The 21,761-nt window shown below is 73.1% G+C and carries 18 protein-coding genes; 10 read left to right on the plus strand and 8 right to left on the minus strand.

Features of this window, described 5'->3' with window-relative positions:
- Positions 1–19 precede the first annotated feature (19 nt).
- On the plus strand, positions 20–1,354 hold the full coding sequence (locus ACWD68_RS25415) for an MFS transporter (protein WP_451808749.1): 1,335 nt from the start codon (positions 20–22) through the stop codon (positions 1,352–1,354).
- Between the two features lie 39 nt (positions 1,355–1,393).
- Here the strand turns inward: ACWD68_RS25415 and ACWD68_RS25420 are convergent, their stop codons facing one another.
- Entirely contained in the window at positions 1,394–2,011 is a 618-nt protein-coding gene (locus ACWD68_RS25420) for a flavin reductase family protein (protein WP_451808750.1), read from the minus strand.
- A gap of 189 nt (positions 2,012–2,200) precedes the next feature.
- Between ACWD68_RS25420 and ACWD68_RS25425 the strand changes: the two genes are divergently transcribed.
- Entirely contained in the window at positions 2,201–3,169 is a 969-nt protein-coding gene (locus tag ACWD68_RS25425) for a hypothetical protein (RefSeq protein WP_451808751.1), read from the plus strand.
- A gap of 236 nt (positions 3,170–3,405) precedes the next feature.
- On the opposite strand, the gene ACWD68_RS25430 is transcribed toward ACWD68_RS25425, so the two are convergent.
- The 3 genes from ACWD68_RS25430 to ACWD68_RS25440 all read right to left on the minus strand — a co-directional run bounded on the left by ACWD68_RS25430 (position 3,406) and on the right by ACWD68_RS25440 (position 8,410).
- Complete coding sequence (locus ACWD68_RS25430) at positions 3,406–4,281, minus strand: enoyl-CoA hydratase/isomerase family protein (RefSeq protein WP_451808752.1); 876 nt, start codon at positions 4,279–4,281, stop codon at positions 3,406–3,408.
- A gap of 127 nt (positions 4,282–4,408) precedes the next feature.
- Positions 4,409–6,634 carry an acetate--CoA ligase family protein gene (locus ACWD68_RS25435; RefSeq protein WP_451808753.1) on the minus strand — a complete coding sequence of 742 codons (2,226 nt, stop codon included), beginning with the start codon at positions 6,632–6,634 and terminating at the stop codon, positions 4,409–4,411.
- A gap of 564 nt (positions 6,635–7,198) precedes the next feature.
- Positions 7,199–8,410, minus strand: coding sequence for a flavin-containing monooxygenase (locus ACWD68_RS25440; protein ID WP_451808754.1), 1,212 nt, complete (start codon positions 8,408–8,410; stop codon positions 7,199–7,201).
- 367 nt (positions 8,411–8,777) lie between these two features.
- Between ACWD68_RS25440 and ACWD68_RS25445 the strand changes: the two genes are divergently transcribed.
- The 4 genes from ACWD68_RS25445 to ACWD68_RS25460 all read left to right on the plus strand — a co-directional run bounded on the left by ACWD68_RS25445 (position 8,778) and on the right by ACWD68_RS25460 (position 11,619).
- Positions 8,778–9,230 carry a DoxX family protein gene (locus tag ACWD68_RS25445; protein ID WP_451808755.1) on the plus strand — a complete coding sequence of 151 codons (453 nt, stop codon included), beginning with the start codon at positions 8,778–8,780 and terminating at the stop codon, positions 9,228–9,230.
- 152 nt (positions 9,231–9,382) lie between these two features.
- Entirely contained in the window at positions 9,383–9,871 is a 489-nt protein-coding gene (locus tag ACWD68_RS25450; protein WP_451808781.1) for a Zn-ribbon domain-containing OB-fold protein, read from the plus strand.
- A gap of 31 nt (positions 9,872–9,902) precedes the next feature.
- Positions 9,903–10,508 carry a GNAT family N-acetyltransferase gene (locus tag ACWD68_RS25455; protein ID WP_451808756.1) on the plus strand — a complete coding sequence of 202 codons (606 nt, stop codon included), beginning with the start codon at positions 9,903–9,905 and terminating at the stop codon, positions 10,506–10,508.
- Between the two features lie 229 nt (positions 10,509–10,737).
- Positions 10,738–11,619 carry a GNAT family N-acetyltransferase gene (locus ACWD68_RS25460; RefSeq protein ID WP_451808757.1) on the plus strand — a complete coding sequence of 294 codons (882 nt, stop codon included), beginning with the start codon at positions 10,738–10,740 and terminating at the stop codon, positions 11,617–11,619.
- 88 nt (positions 11,620–11,707) lie between these two features.
- On the opposite strand, the gene ACWD68_RS25465 is transcribed toward ACWD68_RS25460, so the two are convergent.
- The gene (locus ACWD68_RS25465) at positions 11,708–12,364 is read right to left on the minus strand and encodes a pyridoxine/pyridoxamine 5'-phosphate oxidase (protein WP_451808758.1); all 657 of its coding nucleotides are present in this window, start codon (positions 12,362–12,364) and stop codon (positions 11,708–11,710) included.
- A 91-nt stretch (positions 12,365–12,455) separates the two neighbouring features.
- The gene (locus ACWD68_RS25470) at positions 12,456–13,649 is read right to left on the minus strand and encodes a thiolase C-terminal domain-containing protein (RefSeq protein WP_451808759.1); all 1,194 of its coding nucleotides are present in this window, start codon (positions 13,647–13,649) and stop codon (positions 12,456–12,458) included.
- Between the two features lie 334 nt (positions 13,650–13,983).
- Here ACWD68_RS25470 and ACWD68_RS25475 point away from each other — a divergent pair, with 334 nt between their 5' ends.
- Positions 13,984–15,171 carry an acyl-CoA dehydrogenase family protein gene (locus ACWD68_RS25475; RefSeq protein ID WP_451808760.1) on the plus strand — a complete coding sequence of 396 codons (1,188 nt, stop codon included), beginning with the start codon at positions 13,984–13,986 and terminating at the stop codon, positions 15,169–15,171.
- 86 nt (positions 15,172–15,257) lie between these two features.
- Entirely contained in the window at positions 15,258–15,788 is a 531-nt protein-coding gene (locus tag ACWD68_RS25480) for a nitroreductase family deazaflavin-dependent oxidoreductase (protein WP_451808782.1), read from the plus strand.
- A 189-nt stretch (positions 15,789–15,977) separates the two neighbouring features.
- Here ACWD68_RS25480 and ACWD68_RS25485 read toward each other — a convergent pair whose 3' ends face one another.
- Positions 15,978–16,613, minus strand: a complete 636-nt coding sequence (locus ACWD68_RS25485) for a TetR family transcriptional regulator (RefSeq protein ID WP_451808783.1) — start codon at positions 16,611–16,613, stop codon at positions 15,978–15,980.
- Between the two features lie 462 nt (positions 16,614–17,075).
- On the opposite strand from ACWD68_RS25485, the gene ACWD68_RS25490 reads away from it, so the two are divergent.
- The gene (locus tag ACWD68_RS25490; RefSeq protein ID WP_451808761.1) at positions 17,076–17,810 is read left to right on the plus strand and encodes a VOC family protein; all 735 of its coding nucleotides are present in this window, start codon (positions 17,076–17,078) and stop codon (positions 17,808–17,810) included.
- 381 nt (positions 17,811–18,191) lie between these two features.
- The gene (locus ACWD68_RS25495; protein ID WP_451808762.1) at positions 18,192–20,522 is read left to right on the plus strand and encodes an outer membrane protein assembly factor BamB family protein; all 2,331 of its coding nucleotides are present in this window, start codon (positions 18,192–18,194) and stop codon (positions 20,520–20,522) included.
- A 353-nt stretch (positions 20,523–20,875) separates the two neighbouring features.
- On the opposite strand, the gene ACWD68_RS25500 is transcribed toward ACWD68_RS25495, so the two are convergent.
- Complete coding sequence (locus ACWD68_RS25500) at positions 20,876–21,634, minus strand: enoyl-CoA hydratase/isomerase family protein (RefSeq protein WP_451808784.1); 759 nt, start codon at positions 21,632–21,634, stop codon at positions 20,876–20,878.
- Positions 21,635–21,761 lie beyond the last annotated feature (127 nt).

Raw genomic sequence — 21,761 nt, forward strand, 5'->3', positions numbered from 1 at the left:
CTCCCCGAAGATCGATGACGTGACCCAGACAAGCGAAGCCGCCGCGGCCCCGGAGGACTCCCGGCCCACCCGTCCCGCCGCCTCCCACCGCATCCACCGTGCCTGGTTCGTCGCCGCCGTCACCTTCGTGACGATCATCGGCGCCGCGGCCTTCCGCTCGCTGCCCGGTCTGCTGATCGACCCGCTGCACCAGGAGTTCCACTGGTCGCGCGGCACGATCAGCGCGGCGGTCTCCATCAACCTCGCGCTCTACGGACTCACGGCGCCGTTCGCCGCGGCGCTCATGGACCGCTTCGGCATCCGCCGCGTGGTGGCGGTCGCCCTGACCGTGATCGCGGTCGGCTCCGGGCTGACCGTGTGGATGACGGCGGCCTGGCAGCTGCTGCTCTGCTGGGGCCTGCTGGTGGGCCTCGGCTCCGGTTCGATGGCGCTCGCCTTCGCGGCGACGGTCACCAACCGCTGGTTCACCGGGCGCAAGGGCCTGGTGACGGGCATCCTGACGGCGGCCTCGGCGTCGGGCCAGCTGATCTTCCTGCCGCTGCTGTCCTGGATCGTCACGCGGCACAGCTGGCGTCCGGCCGCGGTCACCGTGGCGCTCGCCGCCCTCGCGGTCGTCCCCTTCGTCTGGCTGCTGCTGCGCGACCACCCGGCCGACGTGGGCCAGAAGCCGTACGGGGCGACGGAGTTCGTGCCGAAGCCCGAGCCGGTGCGGGGTGCCGCCCGGCGCGCGGTGACCGTGCTGCTCTCCGCCGTCCGCACCGGCCCCTTCTGGCTGCTGGCCGGGTCGTTCGCGATCTGCGGTGCCTCGACGAACGGCCTGATCCAGACACACTTCGTGCCCGCGGCCCACGACCACCACATGCCCGTCACGGCGGCGGCCTCGCTCCTCGCGGTCATCGGCGTCTTCGACGTGGTCGGCACGATCGCCTCGGGCTGGTTCACCGACCGCTTCGAGCCGCGCCGCCTGCTGGCGGTGTACTACGCCCTGCGCGGCATCTCGCTGCTCTTCCTCCCGATCCTCCTCCACCCCACCGTGCACCCGCCGATGATCCTGTTCATCGTCTTCTACGGCCTCGACTGGGTCGCCACCGTCCCGCCCACCCTGGCCCTGTGCCGTGAGCAGTACGGGGAGGACAGCGCCATCGTCTTCGGCTGGGTCCTCGCCTCCCACCAGATCGGCGCCGCCCTCGTCGCCTACCTCGGCGGCGCCGCCCGCGACCACCTCGGCTCGTACAACGTGGTCTGGTACGCCTCGGGCGCGCTGTGCGCGGCGGCCACGCTGATGGTGCTGGTGATCCGGCGGCGCCGGCCGACGGCACCCCTGGCCGTCACGGTGTCGCCCGCGACCGCCTGACGGCCCGGGTCCTGACGGCCCGGGTCCTGACGGCTCGGGTCAGGTGAGGAACCGGCCCTTGTGGAAGAGCAGCGGCGGCACGTCCTCGGCGCCGTCGCCGCTCGTGCCGAGCGCGTCCACCCGGCCCACCACGATCAGGTGGTCCCCGCCCGTGTGCACCGCGTGGATCGTGCAGTCGATCCAGGCCGCGGCGCCCACGAGACGGGGGGAGCCGGAGACCGGAGCGGCGTCGTGGACGACCCCGGCGAACTTGTCCGCGCCGCTCACCGCGAAGCCGCGGCACAGGTCGCCCTGGTGGGCTCCGAGCACGTTGACGCAGAAGGAGCCCGCCCGGGCGATGCGCGGCCAGGTCGTCGACGTACGGCCGACCATGAAGCAGATCAGTGGGGGGTCCAGGGAGAGGGAGGCGAAGGACTGGCATGCGAAGCCGGCCGGGCCCGTCCCGTCCTCGGCGGCCGGTGCCGTCACCACGGTGACGCCGGTCGCGAAGTGGCCCAGCACCCGCCGGAATTCGGCCGGGTCGACCGGCGCCCGCTCGTCGTCGCCGACCGCACGCAGATCCGGGCGCGGCAACGCCTCGACGGGCCCCACGACGGTGGGGGCCCCGGCCGACCTGAGGTAGCGGACGGCGGCGGCGGCCATCCCTGCGTGTCCCATCACACCGACCATTGAAGCTGACGGTGTGTCAGATGGGAAGGGGTTCGGGAGGCCGGGTCGTCGGCAGCGCGACAGGTCGGGGACGGCGGCCCCGGCGAGACCCGCCGGAGCGAGGGGCGGGAAGCCCCCGCTTCCGATGGCGGGCCCCCCTCGGAGAGGCCCGTGTTTCACCCCCGTATCTTTCGCCCCATGGGGTGGGGAGATTCCGGGCGGCCAGCGCGCCCCCGATCGGCATGGTCCGGCTTCGAGGTCAGTCTCGCCGCGGCGGTCTGCGCGGCACAGTTCGCGGTCGCGGTCGCCGTCTGGTGGGTCGGGACGTTCGACGACGACGACCACGGCGTGGGACTGGGCGGTGGACCCGCCGCCGTCGGGTTCCTGTGCCTGCTGGTCTTCGGGCCGCCGCTGCTCGCCGTCCTCGGACTGCTGCACACGGTGGCGTACACGATGCCCGCGGCCTCGCTCGCCCGGCTGGTGACCCGGCGCGCACCCGGCCCCGAGAGCGCCTGGCACCTGGCTTTCGTGCTGGTGCTCGGCACCCTCTGGGCCACCCTCGCGGTCGTGCTCGGCGGCCTCGCGCCCACCGGTGCCACGGCCCTGCTGATCGCCGTGTCCGGTGTCCCGCCGACCCTGGGTGTCGCCCTCGTGCGCCGGCGCCAAGGAGCCACCGGACATCGGCCGAGCGGTCACCGCGTCTGGTTCCGCTCGGCGCTCGCGGCCCTCGGGGCCTGCGGACTGGTCGCCGCGGCGGGCACAGTGGGCCTGGCCGCGGGGCTCATCCAGGAGTACGAGCCCCCGAAGCTCGGCTCCGACCAGCTCACCGGCGTCTGGCGCGGTGATCACGGGGCCGTGCTGCGGCTGCGCCCCGAGGGACGGGCGGAACTGCGGGCGGTGCCCGCCCAGCCCGAGTTCGGGGACGTGGCCACCAAGGAGTTCACGCGCTGCGACGGCACGGGCAAGTGGTCCCTCGACACCGGCGGCCGCTACGACCCGTACGCCGACGGGGGCGGCGACGACCCACGGGACGGCGTCGTCGTCCGCGTCGGGCACTGCGGCCACGACACGTACTGGACCATAGGCGGCACCGTGGCCCACCCGGAACTGTTCGTGCTGTTCGGCGACCCCGACTCGGGAGATCTGCGCATCCTCAAGCAGGACTGAACGGGACTGAACGACTGGCGGGGCTGGCCGGCCTGGCAGTTCTGGTGGGACTGACAGGGCTGGAGGCACTGGCGGGGCCGGCAGGACTGGTAGGTCTGGAGGACACCGGCATGGCTGGAGGGCTGGGGACCGGCGGGGCTGGCGGGGTTGGGGACCGATTGGGCCGGCGGGGCTGAACGGGCGGGTCCTGCTTCCGGCCGGGCCGGCCGGGCTCTGGCCGCTGGAGCCGGGCTCCGTCAGCGGCCCTCGTAGCGGGGGGTCCGCCGTTCCGCGAAGCTCGCCACGCCCTCGTTGGCGTCCACCGTCGTCATGTTGATCTCCTGCGCCGCCGCCTCCGCCGCGAAGGCGCTGCCGCGGTCGGCGTCCAGGGAGGCGTTGACCAGCTGCTTGGTGAGGGCGATGGCGCGGGTCGGCCCGGCCGCGAGCCGCTCGGACCACTCGCGCGCCGTCTTCTCCAGCGCCTCGGGCGGTACGACCCTGTTGACGAGCCCGATCCGTTCCGCGTCCGCGGCGCTCAGCGCGTCGCCGAAGAACATCAGCTCCTTGGCCCGCTGGGGACCGACGAGGCGGGGCAGCAGATAAGCCCCGCCGCCGTCCGGTACGAGACCGCGGCGCACGAACACCTCGATGAACCTGGCCGGTTCGGCCGCGAGGACGAGGTCGCACGCGAAGGCGAGATGCGCGCCGATCCCCGCCGCCGTGCCGTTGACGGCCGCGATCACCGGCTTCTCGCAGTCGAGGACGGCGGCGATCAGGCGCTGCGCGCCCAGCCGGATGGTGCGGGCGACATCGCCGGGCACCCGCTCCCCGGCGGGCGGACCGCCCCGCAGGTCCGCGCCCGCGCAGAACCCGCGGCCGGTCGCCGTGATCACCACGGCCCGCACGCCGGGGTCGGCGGACGCTGTCGCGAGCAGCGCGATCACGCGTTCCCGCTGGTCCCAGGTGAGCGCGTTCATCGCCTCGGGCCGGTCGAGGGTGATCCACGAGACGGCGTTGTCAGTGGCGTGACGTATCAATGAGTCGAGGGACTTTTCGGTTGATTCGTGAGATGCGTGGCTCCCGGTCCCTGGGGATCCGGGAGCCTCGCGGGGCGCACGGGGGGAATCGGTCATGGGGGTGCTCCGTTTCGTACGGCGGTCGGGGGCGGGTCTGCCGAGCGGTGGACGGGACCCGGCCGGTGCGCGTCGGCGGGCCGGTGCGGGGGCCCGTGCCGGTGCGCGGGGCCGTGCCGGCGTCCGCTCAGCGGCACAGCACCAGCGCGTCCAGTGCCACGGCTCCCTGCCCGCGCGGCAGCACCATCAGTGGATTGATGTCCAGCTCCGCGATGTCGTCCCCGAGTTCGAGCGCCATGCGCTGCACCCGGATGACGACCTCGACCAGCGCGTCCACGTCCACCGGCGGACCTCCGCGCACCCCGTCGAGGAGCACCCGCCCCCGCAGCTCGGACAGCATGGCCAGCGCCTGGTCCTCGGCGAACGGAGGCACGCGTACGGCGGCGTCGCGCAGCACCTCGACGAGGACCCCGCCGAGCCCGACGGTCACGGTCGGACCGAAGAGCGGGTCGTGCGTGACGCCGACGACCATCTCGACGCCCCGTTCGACCATCTGGCACACGAGGACGCCGTCGAGGGAGATGCCTTCGTAGCGGGCGATGTCGGTGAGCTCGCGATAGGCGTCGCGGACCTGGCTGGCGGAGGTCAACCCGATCTTGACCAGGCCGAGTTCGGTCTTGTGGGCGATCTGCGCGCCGGAAGCCTTCATGACCACCGGGTAGCCGACCTGGCTCGCCGCCCGCACGGCCGCCGCCGCGCTGGTCACCAACTGCTCGCGCGGTACGCGGATTCCGTACGCCCGCAGCAGCTGCTTGGCCGCGTGTTCGCTCAGCTGCTGGCCCGGGCGCATCAGAGCCTGCGCCTTGCGGAAGGAGGGCGACGGGGTGCGCGGGGCCTCGTCGAAGGGCGAGCGGTAGGCGGCGGTGAACCGCGCGTGGTCGAGGTGGGCGCGTACGGCGGTGATGCAGTTGGAGAACGTACGGAAGGTGGCGACCCGGGAGGACCCGAGCAGGGTCTCGCGGTACGCCGCCTCCGTGCCGACCGGCGATCCCCACACCACGCACACCAGCTTGTCCGTCTGCTCCGCCGCGTCCACCAGGTCCTGCGCCAGCTTGTCGCTCATCGGCGGGAAGGGCCCGGTGATGGGGCAGATCAGCACGCCTACGGCGGGGTCGGCGAGGATCGCGTCGATGATCTTCCGCCCGCGCCAGTCGCCGACCGGGTGGCCACCGTTGTCGACCGGGTTGGCGACGTTCAGGTAGTCGGGTATCCAGGTGTGCAGCTCGGCCTGTTTGGCGGCGGAGAGGACCGGCAGGTTCAGTCCCGCACCGCTCGCCAGGTCCGCGAAGTGCGCGCCCGTGCCGCCCGAGATCGAATAGACGACGATCCCTTCGGCCTGCGGTGCGCGGGCCCGCGCCAACAGGGCCGCGGTGTCCTGGAGTTCGTCGAGTCCGTCGACGCGGATCACGCCGTACTGCCGCATCGCGGCATCCACCACGGTGTCGGCGCCGGTCAGCTTGCCGGTGTGTGAGGCGGCGGTGCGGGCGCCGGTCTCGGTACGGCCGACCTTGACCGCGACGACGGGCACTCCACGCCGGGCGGCACGGTCGGCGGCGAGCAGAAAGGAGCGGCCGTCCTTGAGCCCCTCGACGTAGCAGGCGATGGCACCGACCTCGGGCCGCTCGGAGAAGTAGGAGATGAAGTCGGCGGTCTCCAGGTCGGCCTCGTTGCCGGTGGGCGCCCAGTGGGAGAGGCGGACGCCCAGCTGCTGCATCGCGAACACCGGCCGCCCCTGATGGCCGGACTGGGTGATGAGGGCGATCGCGGGGCCGTCGAGGTCGTCGCGGAAGTTCTCGAAGGCGTTGAGGTTGGTGTTGGGTCCGAGCAGCCGCAGACCGGAGCGGCGCACGGCGGCGGCGAGCCGGGTCTGCGCGGCGGCGCCCTCGGCCCCGGTCTCCGCGAACCCGGAGGCGAAGGCGACGGCGAACTTCACCTTGGCCTCGGCCAGTTCGTCGATCACCGGAAGGGGGTCGCCGACGAGGAGCACGGCCAGATCCACCTGCTCCGGCAGGTCCGCGACGGAAGGGACGCACGGCAGGCCGAAGACGGTCCGGCGGGTGGGGTGCACCGGGTGCAGTCTGGCGCCGACCCGCTCCGCCCAGCCGATCAGCTGCCGGGTGATCCCGGTGTTCGGCCGTCCCTCGGTGTCCGAGGCGCCGATCACGGCCACGGACCCGGGACGGAAGAAGCGGTCCAGATCGGGTGCGTCGGCGTACAGCGGGCGACCGCTGACGTCCAGGTCGTCGATCTCGGCCGGCCGTCCGTGCACGACCGGAGAAGGTTGCTCGCCGCAGGCGATGACCCGGGCCCGGCGGGAGTCGGTGGTGAGGGTGCCGTGGGTTGATCCAAGCATCGGTCCGCCCGCTCCTGTGTGACAGCCAACTGTTAACTGACGCAGTGTCAGATTAACTAACTGACGCCGTGTCAGGAACCGTTGTGCAGGCAAAGGCTGCGGAGGGGGAGCGGGTGGGTCGGATGCCGGGTGCGCGAAGGCGCGCGGCGGGCACCCGGTACGTACCCGCCCCACGCGGCGGGGGAACCCGTGGATGAGCGGCAGACGGGCACGGCCGACAGCAGTGGCCGAAGGCCACTCCCTGGCGGGCGGCCAGGGGCGACCTGTCCGTGGGTGTCCGGCGCGGGACGAGCGGAAGGTGCGGCGGCACCCGCTCGGCGGGCATGACGTGCCTCCCGGCACCGGCTCGCCGCGGTGGGCGGTGGTGTTCACGCTGGGTGGCGTGTTGACCGACCCGGTGAGTCGGGCGGCGACGGGTGGCGGGCCCGTCGGTCGAGGCGCGGGTCCGGCGGCGGTGAGTGGGGTGTTCGCCGACCGGGTGCGTCGGGCGGCGGTGGGGGGCGGGTGCGTCGGCCGGGGTGCGGGTCGGGCGGTGACGGGTGGCGGGCCCGTCGGTCGGGTGTGTCAGTGGGAGGCGGGGGACTTGGCCCGGGTCTTGGAGGTGTGCCGGGCGACCGCCTTCGCGATCTTCATGGCGTCGAGGGCGAGTTCGCGGAACATGCCGCTGATGGGGTTGGTGAAGCCGGTGAAGTACAGGCCGGGCGCGTTCTTCGGGGTGAGTCCGCCCTGCACGACCGGGCGCCCGCGGCCGTCGAGCACGTCGAGGTGTCCGACGACGTCCTCCAGGGCGCGCGCGTATCCCGTCGCGGCGATCACGACGTCCGGGCCGATCCGGCTCCCGTCGGCGAGCACGGCCTTGCCGTCCTCGAAGCTGTCCACCGCGGCGACGATCTCGACCTTCCCCTTGCGGACGGCGTCGATGAGGCCGACGTCCTGGACGGGGATGGAGCCCTCTTTGACACGGGAGTAGAGGCCCGTGGCGGGACGGGGCAGACCCTGCGCCGCCAGGTCGGGCACGCTCAGCCGCGCCATCGGCCCGGCCAGCCCGTCCACCAGGCGCACCGGCAGCCGTCGTACGAGAATGCCCGTGAACTGCGCGGCCCAGCCCGCCGTCGAGCGGCGCACGATGTGCGGCGCGGTGCGCACGGACAGTCTGACGCGCGAGGCGCCGCCCTCGATCAGGTCCACGGCGATCTCGGCGCCCGTGTTGCCGACGCCGACGACGAGGACGTCGCGGCCCGCGTAGGGGGCGGGGTTGCGGTACTCGCCGGCGTGCAGCAGCTCGCCGGTGTAGGTGTCGCGGCCGGGCCAGTCGGGGATGCGCGGGGTGTGGTTGTAGCCGGTCGCCACGACCACCGCGCTGCCGGTCAACTCGCGGCCGCCGGTGGCGTGCAGCAGCCAGCCGTCGCCGCCCGGGGCGGGCTCGACGCGCGAGACCTCGACGCCCGTGACGATCTCCAGCTCGTGGTGCTCGGCGTACTTCTCCAGATAGCGCACCACGTCGTCGCGCGACACCCACCGCCCGAACGAGCGCGGCATCGGCAGCCCCGGCAGCGCGGACAGCCGCCGGGTGGTGTGCAGGTGCAGCCGGTCGTAGTGGCGCCGCCAGGACGCGCCGACCTGGTCCGACTTCTCGAGCACGACAGCCCGTACGCCCCGGGCGCGCAACGCGTACGCCGCCGCGAGCCCTCCAGGGCCGCCCCCGATCACGTACACGGGGCGGTCCTCGTGGGACGGCACCGTGGGGGAGTTCGTGGAAGCAGTCGAGTCGGCCATGAGCGCGAGCGTAATCACGACTTCGGTTGATAGGTCTCGGTCAAGACCGGAATCGGTTGCGAACTGGTCACGGCTGTGGGGGGAGTGCGTGCGACTGGTGGCGTAGATCACTCGGGTGTGGTGGGGGTGTGCGAAAAGAGCGTCGTCGCCGCAGGTGAGCGCCGGGGTGTACGTCCTTTGCGGGAGCGCGAAGTCGGCTCCGAGCGCCCCCCATTGGGGAGGGGGAAACGGGTGCGGGGTCGGTGGCGCATCGGTGGTGCGGGGGACGCGTACGGCTCGCCGGGGGGCGCCGGCCTCTTGCGCGGGCGCCCCGGTGCATCGAAACTGACGTTCCGTCAGATCCGGCAGCACTGCGGGAGGTTCGGCCATGGACACAATCTGGCTCGGCGGGGCGGAATGGCTGGCCGTGCTCCGTATCGGGCTCGGGCTGTGGTGGCTGGAGAGCTGGCGGCACAAGGACAAGAGGGGCTGGTTCGAGCGGGGGACCGGGATCGCGTGGGCGGCGGACGTCGCGGCCAAGCACCGGTGGAACGCCGTGCGGTCCGGCTTCGACACGGTCGTCGCCCCGCGCCCGCGGACCATGGCGTACGTCGTCGTGTACGCGGAGCTGGCCCTCGGCCTCGGGCTGGTGGCCGGACTGCTGACACCCGTCGCCCTGATCGGAGGGCTGCTCCTCAACGTCCTCTACTTCACGCTCATGATCCACGACTGGGCGGAGCAGGGGCAGAACGCGATGATGGCGCTGGTCTCGGCCGTGGGGCTGTTCGGGATGTCCTGGCAGACGTGGTCGCTGGACAACGCGCTGGGGCTCTTCCAATGACCGGGTTCGCGGAGCGCGGGGGCGCGGTGGGCCCGGCGAGGGAACCGGGCTCCGGGGAAGCACCGGGAGCACCGGGTCCGACCGGAGCGTCGGGCTCTGCGGGAGTGCCCGGAGCGGCGGGCTTCGCGGGGGTGTCGGGCGCGGCGCGTTCCGTGGGCACGGTGGGTTCCGGTGGTGGGTTCGACGTGCCCGAGGTGGACGCCTTCACCCGGCCGTACTGGGACGCGGCGGCCGAGGGGCGGCTGCTGATCCGGCACTGCGCGGCCTGCGACCGCGCTCACCACTACCCCCGGGAGTTCTGCCCGCACTGCTGGAGCGAGGACGTGAGCTGGCGGCCCGCGAGTGGCCGCGCCACGCTCTACACCTGGTCCGTCGTCCACCGCAACGACCTGGCGCCGTTCGGCGAACGCGTGCCGTACGTCGCCGCCGTCGTCGACCTGGCGGAGGGTCCCCGGATGATGACCGAGGTGGTCGCGTGCGAGGAGGCGGCACTGCGGATCGGGATGGGCCTGGAGGTCGCCTTCCGGGCGGGGGTCCCCGTGTTCCGGCCGGCGTCACGCGACGGAGACCGGCCCACTCCGGTGCGGAAGGCGGGGCTGCTTCGGGGGGCTTCCGGGGGCCCCGGCCCGCTCAGGGAGTGACCCGTGGGCGTGGAACGGTTTGAATGGCTGGATGTCCGATGTCCATGAGACCTTCGCCGTCCACCCCTTCCCCGAGCTGACAGGCCTCGGTCTGCGGCTGCGCCCCTGGGACCCGGAGTCCGACGCCGACGTCTCGGCGTATCTGCACGGTCTGGCCGATCCCGAGTTCCAGCGCTGGAACACCCCGCTCAGATTCGTCCGGGACATCGACGCCGCCCGTGAGGCCCTCCGGTCGCGCGTCGCGGGGGCGACGAACGGCACCGGGGTCTCCTTCTGCGTGACGGACGCGGAGACCGGCGAGCCGCTGGGACACATCGGCGTCAACGAGATCGACCACGTCATGAGCTGCGCCCGCGTCGGCTACTGGGTCCTCCCGGAGTCCCGCGGCCGCCAGGTCGCCACCCGCGCCCTCACCCTCGCGGCCCGCTACGGCTTCACCGACCTCGCCCTGCACCGCCTCGACCTCGGCCATGCCGTGGGCCACGAGGTGTCCTGCCGCGTCGCCGAGCGCTGCGGATTCCGGCACGAGGGGACGCTGCGCGGCGCGATGTTCGAGGCGGGTCGCCACGACGCGTTCCGCGACGTGCACCTGCACGGACGGCTGGCCACGGATCCGGAGCCCACGCCGGCGCGGTGAGGGCGGGGGCCACGCCGACCTGCTGAGGCTCGGGAACGCGCGCCGGCACGGTACGGGCCGGGGGCCCGCGCCGGCGCGGTGAGGCTCGAGGTCCGCCGCGCGCGGCGACGAGTCGCTCCGGAACCCGCCCGGACGGGTGAGTGCGAGCCGGGGTGTCCCTCCCCGGAGCCGGGGCGAGCGCCCCCGAAAATCGGAGGCACGGCACGGTGGCTCCACGGGATCATCGGACATGACCTCCGCCGCGTACGACTGGCAGCTCACCCATGACCTCGACGCGTTTCTCGGCCGGGCCGGGGACTTTCTCCGGTCGCGACCCGCGCAGCACACCGTCGCGCTGACCGTGACGGACGCGCTGCGACGACGGGGAACGAGTGCGTTCGGAGAGGCCGCGCCGGTCTTCGGAGCGCTGGAGCGGGACGGGGCGGTCCGGGCGACCCTCTTCCGGACGCCGCCGTACCGGCTGAACCTCACCTCGCTGGACGAGCGGGACGCGGACACGCTCGCCGCGCTGCTCGTGCACGCGGAGATCGAGGTCCCGGGTGTCTCCGCCGACACGGACACCGCCGCGGCCTTCGCCGAGGCCTGGCGGCGGAGGGCCGGAGCGACGCCGGTGCTGCTGCGGGGCGAGCGGTTGTACCGGCTCGGCGACCTGGCGGTGCCCGAGCCCGCGCCGCCCGGCCGGGCCAGGGTCGCGGGCGAGGCCGACCGTGACCTGCTCGCCCAGTGGTACGCGGAGTTCGCCGAGGCCATCGGCGAAGGCGGGTACCGCGACGCCGGCGCCTGGGCCGACGACCGGATCTCCTACGGCGGCATCACCCTCTGGGAAGACCCCGAAGGCACCCCCGTCGCCATGGCGGGCGGGTCGGCCCCGATCGCCGGGCAGGTGCGCGTCGCTCCCGTCTACACCCCGGCCCACCTGCGCGGCCGTGGCTACGCCGGTGCCGTCACCGCCGAGGTGAGCCGCGCCGCGGTCGCCGCCGGCGTCCAGGACGTGCTCCTCTTCACCGACCTCGCCAACCCGACCAGCAACGGCCTGTACCAGCGCATCGGCTACCGACCCGTCTCGGATTTCGCGACGTATGACTTCACGGACGACGTCGCGCGGACGTGACGTACGACGGCGGACGGGATGTCCGACGGCGGGCAGGACGGTCCTCCGGGCGGCGCTCCGGACGTCGTGCCCGTGGTCGGCGTGGGTGTCACGGCCACAGCAGCTCCGTGGCCCAGCCGGGGTCCGCGCGGCGGTAGACGAGCCGTGCGTGGCGTCGGCGGGTGTCCCCCTGGAAGAACTCCACCTCGTCCGGGCGCAGGCGGTAGAGGGTCCAGGTGGGGGCGGGGGAGTCCGGGGCGCTCTCGGCCCGTTCCCAGGCGGCCTCCGACGCGCGGTCCAACTCCGCGCGCGAGGGCAGGACTTCGCTCTGGCGGCCGACCAGCGCTGCGGCCAGCGCCCCCGTGGAGCGGGCGTGCAGGTCCGCCTGGCCCTCCTCGGGCGGCGCGACGGTGACGGGGCCGCGGAGCCGGATCTGGCGTCCCTGGGCCGGCCAGTAGAAGCCGAGGGCGGCGTACGGCCGTGCGGCGAGCTGTCGTCCCTTGCGGCTCGTCACGTGGGAGGCGAACGCCCAGCCCCGGGCGTCCGCGCCGTGCAGCATCACCGTCCGGACGTCGGGCAGTCCGTCCTCGTCAGCCGTCGCCAGCGACATCGTGTGGGGTTCGGTCTGCCCCGCCGCCACCGCCTCCGCGAACCACCGGGTGAACAGGGCCAGCGGGTCCGCCGGTGGCTCCTCCGGCGCGAAGCCGGGCAGCTCCGTGTCCCATACCCGCAGTGATCTCAGCAGCTCATGAAGATCCGGTTCCATGCCTCCGAGTATCACTCGGGGCGGGCCGACGCCGCCGCGCCGCCCGTGTCGACCAGGTGAGCGCGGACAGGGGCCGCCCTCCCCGATCCGCTCATCCCCGTCCCAGCACCACCGTCCCCGACGAGCAGAACCAGCCTCCCGTCCCGGAGGCCACCGCCAGCTGGGGCAGTGTGCCGTCGGGGCGGCGCACCTGCCGTTCCTCCGGCAGCTCGCCCCGCAGCTGCCGTACGGCCTCCACCAGCAGGAACAGGCCGCGCATTCCGGGGTGTTGGGCCGACAGGCCGCCCCCGTCGGTGTTCACCGGCAGTTCTCCGTCCACCAGCAGCCGCCCCTTCGAGGCGTCCACGAAGGATCCGCCCTCGCCCTTGGGACAGAAGCCGAGGTCCTCCAGGGTCACGAGGGTCATGTAGGTGAAGGCGTCGTAGATCTCGGCGAAGTCGATCTCGTCCGGGCGGATTCCGGCCCGCTCGAAGGCGAGCCGGCCGCTCACCGCCGCCGGGGAGACGGTGAAGTCCGCCCACTCGGACATGGTGGTGTGGGAGACGTGTTCGCCGGTGCCGAGCACCCACACCGGGGCCGTACGGCAGTCGCGTACGTACTCCTCGGCCGCCAGCAGCACCGCCGCGCCGCCGTCCGAGCGGATGCAGCAGTGCAGCTTGGTGAAGGGGTCCGCGATCACCGGCCCGGCCAGGACCTCGTCGACGGTCACCGGGTCGCGGAACATCGCCTCCGGGTTGCGGGCGGCGTTCGCGCGGGCCTGGACGGCGACCGACGCGAGCTGTTCGAGCGTGGTGCCGTACGTGTGCATGTGGCGGCGCGCGGCCATCGCGTACTTGGCGATGAGGGTGTGGCCGTACGGGACCTCGAACTGGAGCGGGCCCCGGGCACCGAACGACAGGTTGCCGGTGCGGCGGCCCGCCCTGATGTCGGCGCGGGCCGTGGAGCCGTAGACGAGCAGGACGGCCTCGGCGTGGCCCACCGCGATCGCGTCGGCCGCGTGGGCCGCCATGACCTCCCAGGTGGACCCTCCGACGGAGGTCGAGTCGACCCACGTGGGGCGCAGTCCCAGGTATTCCGCCACTTCGGCGGGAGCGAGGGTGCCGAGGCCCGCCGAGGCGAAACCGTCGATCACCGAGCGGTCCAGGCCGGAGTCGGCCACCGCTCGGCGCGCGGCCTGGGCGTGCAGGGTGTACGGGGTCGCCTCGTCCACGCGGCCGCAGTCGGACAGGGATATGCCGACGACGGCGACCTTTCGACGGCTGTGGACCGGGGTGGCATGCGTCATGAATCTGACGGTACATCAGATAACTGCCCCGCCGGGAGGCGGTCGCACCCCTGTGCATCTGGAACCCTCCGCCCTAATATGACGGCCCGTCAGATCCAGCGGGGGTCCGAAGGGCCCCGAATGGGCCCGAAGGGTCCGGGCTCGGTCCGGGCGGAGCGGATGGCCGGGCGGCCGACCACCCCTCGGCCCGTGTCCGTTCGGCCCGTGTCCGTTCGGCCCGTGTCCGTTCGGCCCGTGTCCGTTCGGCCGGTGTCCGTTCGGCCGGTGTCCGTCGGCCGGGTCCATCGTCCGGTGCCTGTCGTCCGTGTCCGCTGCCCGAGGGAGGAGCCCGCCCATGGATGCCCATCTCACCGCGGAGCAGGAGGAAATCCGCCGTACGCTGCGGGAGTTGCTGGTGAAACGGTGCGGCCCGGAAGAGCTGAGGGCCGCCGAACGGACCCCCGACGGCTATGACCCCGCGCTCTGGGAAGCCCTCGCGCGGCAGCTCGGGCTGCCCGGTCTCGCACTCCCCGAGACGTACGGCGGCGTCGGCTGCTCGGTGACCGAACTCGCCCTCGCCTGCGAGGAGTCGGGCCGCGCCCTCGCCCCCTCGCCGCTGCTGGCCACCGCCGTTCTCACCGCCCCGCTGATCATGGCCCTCGGCGCCGAGGATCAGCGTCTCGCCCTGTTGCCGCGGCTGGCCTCCGGCGCGCTCACCGCCGCCCTCGCGGTACCGGGCGCGGGCCTGGCGACCGCTCTCGGACTGGTCGGTGACAACCGCGGCGACTGGGCCGGCGGCGGGCGCGCCGGGGGCGTGCAGGCGCGCCGGGCGGACGGCGGGTGGCGGCTCTACGGGCAGGCGGCGCAGGTGCTCGACGGGCACAGCGCCGGGCTGCTGGTGGTGGCCGCGCACACCGGCGGGTTCGCGCGGTCGCGGACGCTGCTGTTCCTGGTGAGGGCCGGTGCCGAGGGGCTCGTACGCGCCAGGCAGACGTCCTTGGACGGGACACGGCCGCAGGCCCGGCTCGAACTGCGGCACGTGGAAGCCGAGTTGCTGGGCGACGAGCAGGCCGACGTGCCGTCCGCGCTGGCCGCCGTCGGGGACACCGCCGCCGCCGTACTCGCCGTCGAGGCCGTGGGCGCCGCCGACCGCGCGCTGGAACGCACCGTCGAATACGTGCGCCGACGGGAGCAGTTCGGGCGGGCGATCGGCTCCTTCCAGGCGGTCAAGCACCGGCTCGCGGATGTGTACGTGGGGGTGCGGTCGGCACGCTCGGCGGCGTACTACGCGGCGTGGGCCGCCGGGGCGGGCGGCGAGCGGGTGGGCGGACTCGCGCTCGCCCAGGCGCTGGAGTCGCTGCGCACCGCCGCCTCCGAGGGCATCCAACTGCACGGCGGCATCGGCTTCACCTGGGAGCACGACGCCCATCTGTACTTCAAGCGCGCGTCCGGCGACGAACTGCTCTTCGGCCCCGTGCACCGGTTGCGCGCGCACGCCGCCGACGCCGCGCGTCTCTTCGACGGCGGGGAGGTGGCGGTCTGATGGCAGCGGCCAGGCGTTCGCGTACGGGGACCGGTTCGGGAAGCGGCACCGATGGGAGGGCGGGTACGGGGACCGGGGCGAGGCGGATTCCCGGTGTGCGGCTGGTGCAGAGGGTCTCCTCGACCCGGACCTTCGCCAGGGTGGCCCCCCACCTCATTCCTGCCCTCGACCGTGCCGTGCACCGGCTGACGCGCGGACAGGTGCTGCTCAGCGCCCAGATGCTGCCGGGGATCGTCCTGACCGCGCGCGGGGCCAAGAGCGGGCTGGAGCGCCGCACCCCGCTGGCCTGTATGCCGGAGGGCGACGCGTTGGGTGCCGCCGCGGATGCCGGCTGGATCCTCATCGGCTCCAACTTCGGCCGTACGGACCACCCGGCCTGGACCGCGAACCTCCTCGCTCATCCCGACGCGGTCATCAACTGGAAGGGCGAGGACATCCCCGTGACCGCCCGACTCCTCGTGGGTGAGGAAAGGGCCGCCGCGTGGAGGACGGTGCTGGCGTTCTGGCCGCCGTACTCCACCTATCAGGCCCGGGTGGACCGGGAGATACGGCTCTTCAGGATCGTGCGCCGAACTGCGCCCACGGGCACCGCGGAAGGCGAGGTCCGGTCGAGCTGAACGAACGTTCCGCCCGGTCCGGCCGAACCGGCTCTCCTGCCGGGAGCTTTCGCGCACGGCGACGGCGGTTCGCTTTGTCCGTCGGCCGGTTCCCTGTCCGTACAGCAGCGGGCGGCAGCCCACCGGAATGTTCCTCCGGGGTGAACTGCCGCCCGCATGACAGGAGCTGGGGCTAAGAGGAGCGGGAATCTACTTCGTCGGCTTCTTCCCGGTCACGCCCAGATGCACCAACAGCGCGAGGTTCGGCTTGAGTTCGGCCTGCTTGACGCCCCACGTCTGGAAGCCCTTCTGATGCGAGGCGACGGCCGCGAGCATGGCGACGAGGGAGCCGGCCATCGCGGCCGGGTTCACGTCCTTGTCGACCTTGCCCTTGGCCTGGAGGTCGGTGACGGAGTCCGTAAGGGAGTTGTTCACCGAGTTCAGGATCTTCATGCGGATCTTGTAGAACCGCTTGTCGCCCTCGGCGGCACCGAGATCGACGACTCGGAGGATCGCGTCGTTCCTGCGCCAGAACTCCAGGAAACCGTCGACGAGTTCCTGTGCGGTCTGCCAGCCGGCCTTGCCGACCCAGGACCGCCCTTCGAGCAGCTGGGTCAACCCGGCTCCCTCGGCCGCCATTTGCTCGGCAATCTCCAGGACGGCGCCTTCGACGTCCGGGAAGTACTGGTAGAAGGTCGCCGGTGAAGTGCCTGCCTTCCGGGCGACGTCAATGACTTTGACATCCCGGTAGGGCGAGGAGCTGAGCATCTCGCTGAGGCAGTCGAGCAGCTTCTGCCGGGTCGCCTGCCCACGTCGTCCGGCCACGCGGCCGTCGACGGTACGCACTTGTCCTGTCATGCCGTCAGCTTACCGAGGGGTGATCGGAGCGCGATTCGGCCGACTGCAAATGGGGTGCGGCCGTACATCGCGGGGGTTCAACGGGGGTTCGGCGAGGGGTTCACGCTCGTCCTCGAAGGGCTTCTCCGGCGATCCCGGGTGACATCCGCGCGGACCCGCACGGACGCCCGGGGGAGAAGGGGCGTGTGTCGCCGCGAGCACCCGAGGGGAGTGCGCGCTGCCGCGCGGCCCCCGGCAGTGGGCGGGTGGCGTCGTACGGACTCCCGGGGAGGGGTGGGTCGTGCCGTACGGACTCCCGGGCAGGGTGCTCGTCGTGCCGTGCGGCCCCTCTCGGAAGAGCGCGCTCGCTCCGGCCCCGCGCCGCGTGCGGGGCTCTGAGCAGGGACGGGGCGTCACCGGAGCGGCTGCGCCTGCTCTGCGGGATGCGGAAAGGGCCGTTAGCTTGGCCGCATGGCCGAATCAGCCGTTGTCGCCGGGTTCTCCGAGGGCGTGCCCTGCTGGGTCGACGCACAGCTTCCCGACGTGGAGGCGGGCAAGCGCTTCTACGGCGAGCTCTTCGGCTGGACGTTCCCCGAGGAGTCCGGCCCGTCGGGCTGGGCCGAACTGGACGGCGAGCCGGTGGCCGCGCTCACGCCCAAGCGGGACGGCCGGATGCCCACGGTGTGGACGGTGTACTTCGCGACGCCGGACGCCGTGGCGCTCAGCCGGCGGATCACGGAGGCGGGCGGCCAGATCATCACCGCCCCCACGGAGGTCGGCGCATCGGGCGAGCTGGGCAGGGAGGCCCTCGCAACCGACCCGGAGGGCGCCGTGTTCGGCCTGTGGCAGCCCGGCACCCATCCCGGCTTCGGCAGGCGCCACGAGCGGCGCGCCTTCTGCTGGGCCGAGCTGTACGCGCGCGACACCGCGACCGTCGACCGCTTCTACGGCGCCCTCTTCCACGATGCGCTGTTCGGGCCCGACGCGACGCCCGACTTCGGCCGTGTCCCCGTCTCGGGGGTCTTCGCGGCCGAGATGCCACCCCACTTCGTCGTCCACTTCGGGGTCGAGGACTGCGAGGAGACACTCGGGACGGTGAACCGGCTGGGCGGCCGTGTCCAGGTGACACCCTTCGACACGTCGTACGGGCGGGTGGCCGTCGTCACGGACAATCAGGGTGCGTCGTTCGCGGTACTCGAGCGGTGAACGGCCCCCGACCAGCCGTGACGCCGCTTCAGCGGTGACGGTGCTTCAAAGTTGAACATGCCTCAGCTCCGCGGACGGAACGCTTCTGCGGTGAGGGGCACGGTATTTCGACGTGAGGGACGGCACTTCCGGGGTGAAGGGCGGGGTACTTCTGGGGTGAGGGGCGCATTTCGGCCTTGAACCGTTGCGCCCCGGCGGCCGTACTCCTGCGGGGGCGTTTGTTTTGTCATGAGACACCCCGATCCGCCCCCGGGTTCGCAACCTGTGGCTCGGCCAGGAAGAATCGGGGTGCGTGCCGCCATGGCGGTGCGGTGGTGAGACGCTGCACTGGGCCGCGTTCATACGTGGATGACGCGACCCGTACGGGGAGGTGGCAGGCAAGTGGTGGATCAGCTGACGCAGCACGATCCGCGGCGGATCGGGCCGTTCGAGGTGCTGGGACGGCTGGGCGCCGGCGGCATGGGGCTGGTCTATCTCGCGCGCTCGGCTTCCGGCCGACGCGTGGCGATCAAGACGGTCAGGACGGAGCTCGCCGAGGACCAGCTGTTCCGGGTCCGCTTCTCGCGCGAGGTCGAGGCGGCCCGCGCCGTGTCCGGCTTCTACACGGCGGCCGTGGTCGACGCCGACGCCCGTGCCGCGGTGCCGTGGCTGGCCACCGCCTACGTGCCCGCGCCCTCGCTCGAGGAAATAGTGAACGAGTGCGGGCCGCTCCCGGCCCAGGCGGTGCGCTGGCTGGCGGCGGGTGTCGCGGAGGCTCTGCAGTCGATCCACGGCGCGGGACTCGTCCACCGTGACCTGAAGCCCTCCAACGTCCTGGTGGTCGAGGACGGGCCCCGCGTGATCGACTTCGGTATCGCGTCCGGTGTCTCGAACACCCGTCTGACCATGACCAATGTCGCCGTCGGTACACCCGCCTACATGTCGCCCGAGCAGGCGAAGGACTCGCGCAGCGTGACCGGCGCGAGCGACGTCTTCTCGCTCGGCTCGATGCTCGTCTTCGCGGCGACCGGACACGCCCCCTTCCACGGCGCCAACCCCGTCGAGACGGTCTTCATGCTGCTCCGCGAGGGCCCGGACCTCGAAGGCCTCCCCGATGAGCTGCGCCCGCTCATCGAGTCCTGTATGCAGATGGACGCCACGGCCCGCCCCAACCCCGCCGACCTCCAGGCCCAGCTCGCACCCCATCTCTTCGGCTCCGGCTCCGACGACAGCGGTACGGCGTCGGCGTGGCTGCCCGAGCGGGCGGTGGGCCTGATCGAGACGCGCCGCGGGGGCCGTCCTCCGGTGAAGCAGCCGGTCGCGGGGAGCGGACGCAGTGGTGGAGGGCGCGCGGTGGTGCCGCCGCCTCCCTCGCACGCCCCGGTGCCCGTAGGGGCGCCCGACGCCGGCCCCGTGCGCCTCGCGGGCGCCAAGGTGCCCATCGGTCCCGGTCCGCGCGTCGCGGACGCCCGCGCGGCCGCCGTGAAGGCGCCGCCCCCGGAAGCAGGACTCGCGGCGTCCTGGTCCCGGCCGCGCATCGGCGCGAACGGCGCCGACCCGGCGCCCGCGCCCACGGTCGCGCCCCCCGCGCCCGACTCGCCGTCCGGCTGGCGCCCCTGGCGCTTCCGTATGTCGAACGACGTCTGGGGCACTCCCGCGGTCGCCGACGACCTTGTGTACGTCACCTCCTTCGAGGTCCACGCCCTCGACGTCGCGACCGGCCGCCGCCGCTTCAAGACCCGTGACGTGGCCTGGTCGATGGCAGTGGCGGACGGCCGCATCCACGCGTCCGACGGGCCGACGCTGTTCGCGCTCGAGGCCAGGGAGGGCGCGGATCTCTGGCGCCTGTCCACGGACGCCTGGGTCTACTCACTGCAGGCCGACCGCGGAACGGTCGTCACCGGCACCCGCGGGGGCGGCATCCAGGCCTGGGAGGCCTCGAGCGGCCAGAAGCTCTGGGAGATCAGCGGCGGCCAGACGGACTTCGAGTCCCCGGAGGCCGGTCCGGCGCTCCACGACGGCACGGTGTTCGTCTGGAAGGACGCGCGGCTGCGCGCGCTGGAGGCCCGTACGGGTGAGGAGCGCTGGTCGTACCCGATCGGTGACGCGGCCTCCTGCGGCGGCGTACCGGTCCGCATCACGTACGCGCCCGACGGCTACGCCTACATCTCCGCAGGCACCCGCGTCCTCGCCGTCGACGTGGCGAGCGGTCACGTCCGCTGGCACTTCGAGGCTCCGGCCGTCTTCCTCTGTCCGCCCACCTTCGCTCCGGGCCCGGCCGTGACGGGCGGTGGCGTCTACCTGGCCGACTACCTCGGCACGGTGTACGCCCTCGACGCGACCGACGGCCGCGACCGCTGGCGCATCGCCACCGAGTCCCGCGCCTCCACCGAGCCGGTCCTCGTCGCCGCGGGCCACGTCCACGTGGGCAGCGGCAAGGGCCTGTACACGCTGGACGCCGTCACCGGCACCCCGAAGTGGCGCTTCCAGGCCGGGGGCGACCTGGTCGGCGCCCCGGCGGTGGCCGACGGCCGCATCCACTTCGGCTCCACGGACCACCTTCTGTACACCCTGAAGGCCGACGACGGGCGCCTGCGCTGGAAGCTGGCCACCGGCGGCGAGATCACCGGGGCACCCGTGGTCAAGGACGGTGTCGTGTACGCGTGCAGCAAGGACCGCTGTGTGTACGCGCTGGACGCGGAGAAGGGGACCGGGACGGCCCGCACGACGTGACGGAGCCGGCTCCGGGACCTCTGTGACGGCCGCCGTGCCGGGCACGGAAGGGTTCCGGACGGCGGCCGTCGTTCGTGCGGGCGGCGTGCGGGATGCCGCTCCGGCTGCCGACGCTACGCCCGGCGTGACGGGCTCGCCACACGGAGCGAGGGGCGCCCGGTCCGAGGGCCATCCGGTTCGAGGGCCGTCCGGTTCTGTCGCCAGGTTCGGGAGCTGCCGGGTTCGGGGGTTGTCTGGCCCGGGTCCGTCCGGTCCGAGGCCACCCGTCCGAGGGTCGTCAGGTCCCAGGGCCGTCAGGTCCCGGGGCCGGCCGGTTCGCCGAGTCGGTGTTCGGACGGTATCCCCAGCAATCCCTAGCGCAGCCGGAACCCCGGCCGTCGTGCCGAGAAGAGTCCCGCCTGCCGCTCGTCCGGCAGGTTCCCGAGGGAGACGAGATGGGGGGCGTGCGCGAGCGCCGCCGCACGGGTCGCCTCCTGCGCCAGCCACAGTGCCCGTACTGTCCCCTGGACGGCTTCGGCCGGGTAGGACGCGATGACGGCCGCGCACTCCACGGCTGCGGCCAACGCCCCGCCCGGCGGGGTGAGTTCGGACACCAGTCCCACCTCGTGGGCCCGCCGTGCGGAGATCCGTTCCGCGGTCCCCATCAGCGCCATCCGCGCGACTTCCCCGAACGGCATCCGCTGTGCGAGGTAGACGGACTCGTACGCGCTGACCATCCCGTACGTCGTGTGCGGATCGAAGAAGGTCGCCTCCTCGTCGGCGACGATGAACTCGGACTCGCCCAGCAGGTAGAAGGCGCCGCCGCAGGCGATCCCGTTCACGGCGGCGATCACGGGCTTCCACAGGTCGTTGGCCTTCGGCCCGATCGCGGCGAGCGGATCGTCCAGCATGTACGGGGAGCCGGGCTGAGGTACGGAGACGCTCCGGTCGATGCCTGTGCAGAAGGCCCGCGTTCCGGCGCCGGTGACGACGATCGCCCGTACGGTGTCGTCGAACCGGAACTCGCGCCAGGCGGCGACCAGTTCGGCCACCATGCCGAGGTCGATGGCGTTGAGCCTGCCGGGCCGGTCGAGCGTGAGGACGGCGACCCCGGTGTCCTTGTCGACCGCCACCGCGAGCCCACCACCCCCGGTGCCCGCCTCGCCCGGTGCGGTCCCGGCACCGGAGCCTTCCTCGCCGGTGCCGGTGCCGGTGCCGGTGCCGGCACCGGTCCTGGTCCCGGTCCCCGCCCTGCCCGGG

It is taken from the genome of Streptomyces sp. NPDC005141 (assembly GCF_053599975.1).

What these genes read in the sequence shown, in the direction of transcription:
- ACWD68_RS25420 (WP_451808750.1), bottom strand. Translation starts at nt 2,011, where the DNA reads ATGGGACACGCAGGGATGGCCGCCGCCGCCGTCCGCTACCTCAGGTCG.
- ACWD68_RS25425 (WP_451808751.1), top strand. Translation starts at nt 2,201, where the DNA reads ATGGGGTGGGGAGATTCCGGGCGGCCAGCGCGCCCCCGATCGGCATGG.
- ACWD68_RS25430 (WP_451808752.1), bottom strand. Translation starts at nt 4,281, where the DNA reads ATGACCGATTCCCCCCGTGCGCCCCGCGAGGCTCCCGGATCCCCAGGG.
- ACWD68_RS25435 (WP_451808753.1), bottom strand. Translation starts at nt 6,634, where the DNA reads ATGCTTGGATCAACCCACGGCACCCTCACCACCGACTCCCGCCGGGCC.
- ACWD68_RS25440 (WP_451808754.1), bottom strand. Translation starts at nt 8,410, where the DNA reads ATGGCCGACTCGACTGCTTCCACGAACTCCCCCACGGTGCCGTCCCAC.
- ACWD68_RS25445 (WP_451808755.1), top strand. Translation starts at nt 8,778, where the DNA reads ATGGACACAATCTGGCTCGGCGGGGCGGAATGGCTGGCCGTGCTCCGT.
- ACWD68_RS25455 (WP_451808756.1), top strand. Translation starts at nt 9,903, where the DNA reads ATGTCCGATGTCCATGAGACCTTCGCCGTCCACCCCTTCCCCGAGCTG.
- ACWD68_RS25460 (WP_451808757.1), top strand. Translation starts at nt 10,738, where the DNA reads ATGACCTCCGCCGCGTACGACTGGCAGCTCACCCATGACCTCGACGCG.
- ACWD68_RS25465 (WP_451808758.1), bottom strand. Translation starts at nt 12,364, where the DNA reads ATGGAACCGGATCTTCATGAGCTGCTGAGATCACTGCGGGTATGGGAC.
- ACWD68_RS25470 (WP_451808759.1), bottom strand. Translation starts at nt 13,649, where the DNA reads ATGACGCATGCCACCCCGGTCCACAGCCGTCGAAAGGTCGCCGTCGTC.
- ACWD68_RS25475 (WP_451808760.1), top strand. Translation starts at nt 13,984, where the DNA reads ATGGATGCCCATCTCACCGCGGAGCAGGAGGAAATCCGCCGTACGCTG.
- ACWD68_RS25490 (WP_451808761.1), top strand. Translation starts at nt 17,076, where the DNA reads ATGGCCGAATCAGCCGTTGTCGCCGGGTTCTCCGAGGGCGTGCCCTGC.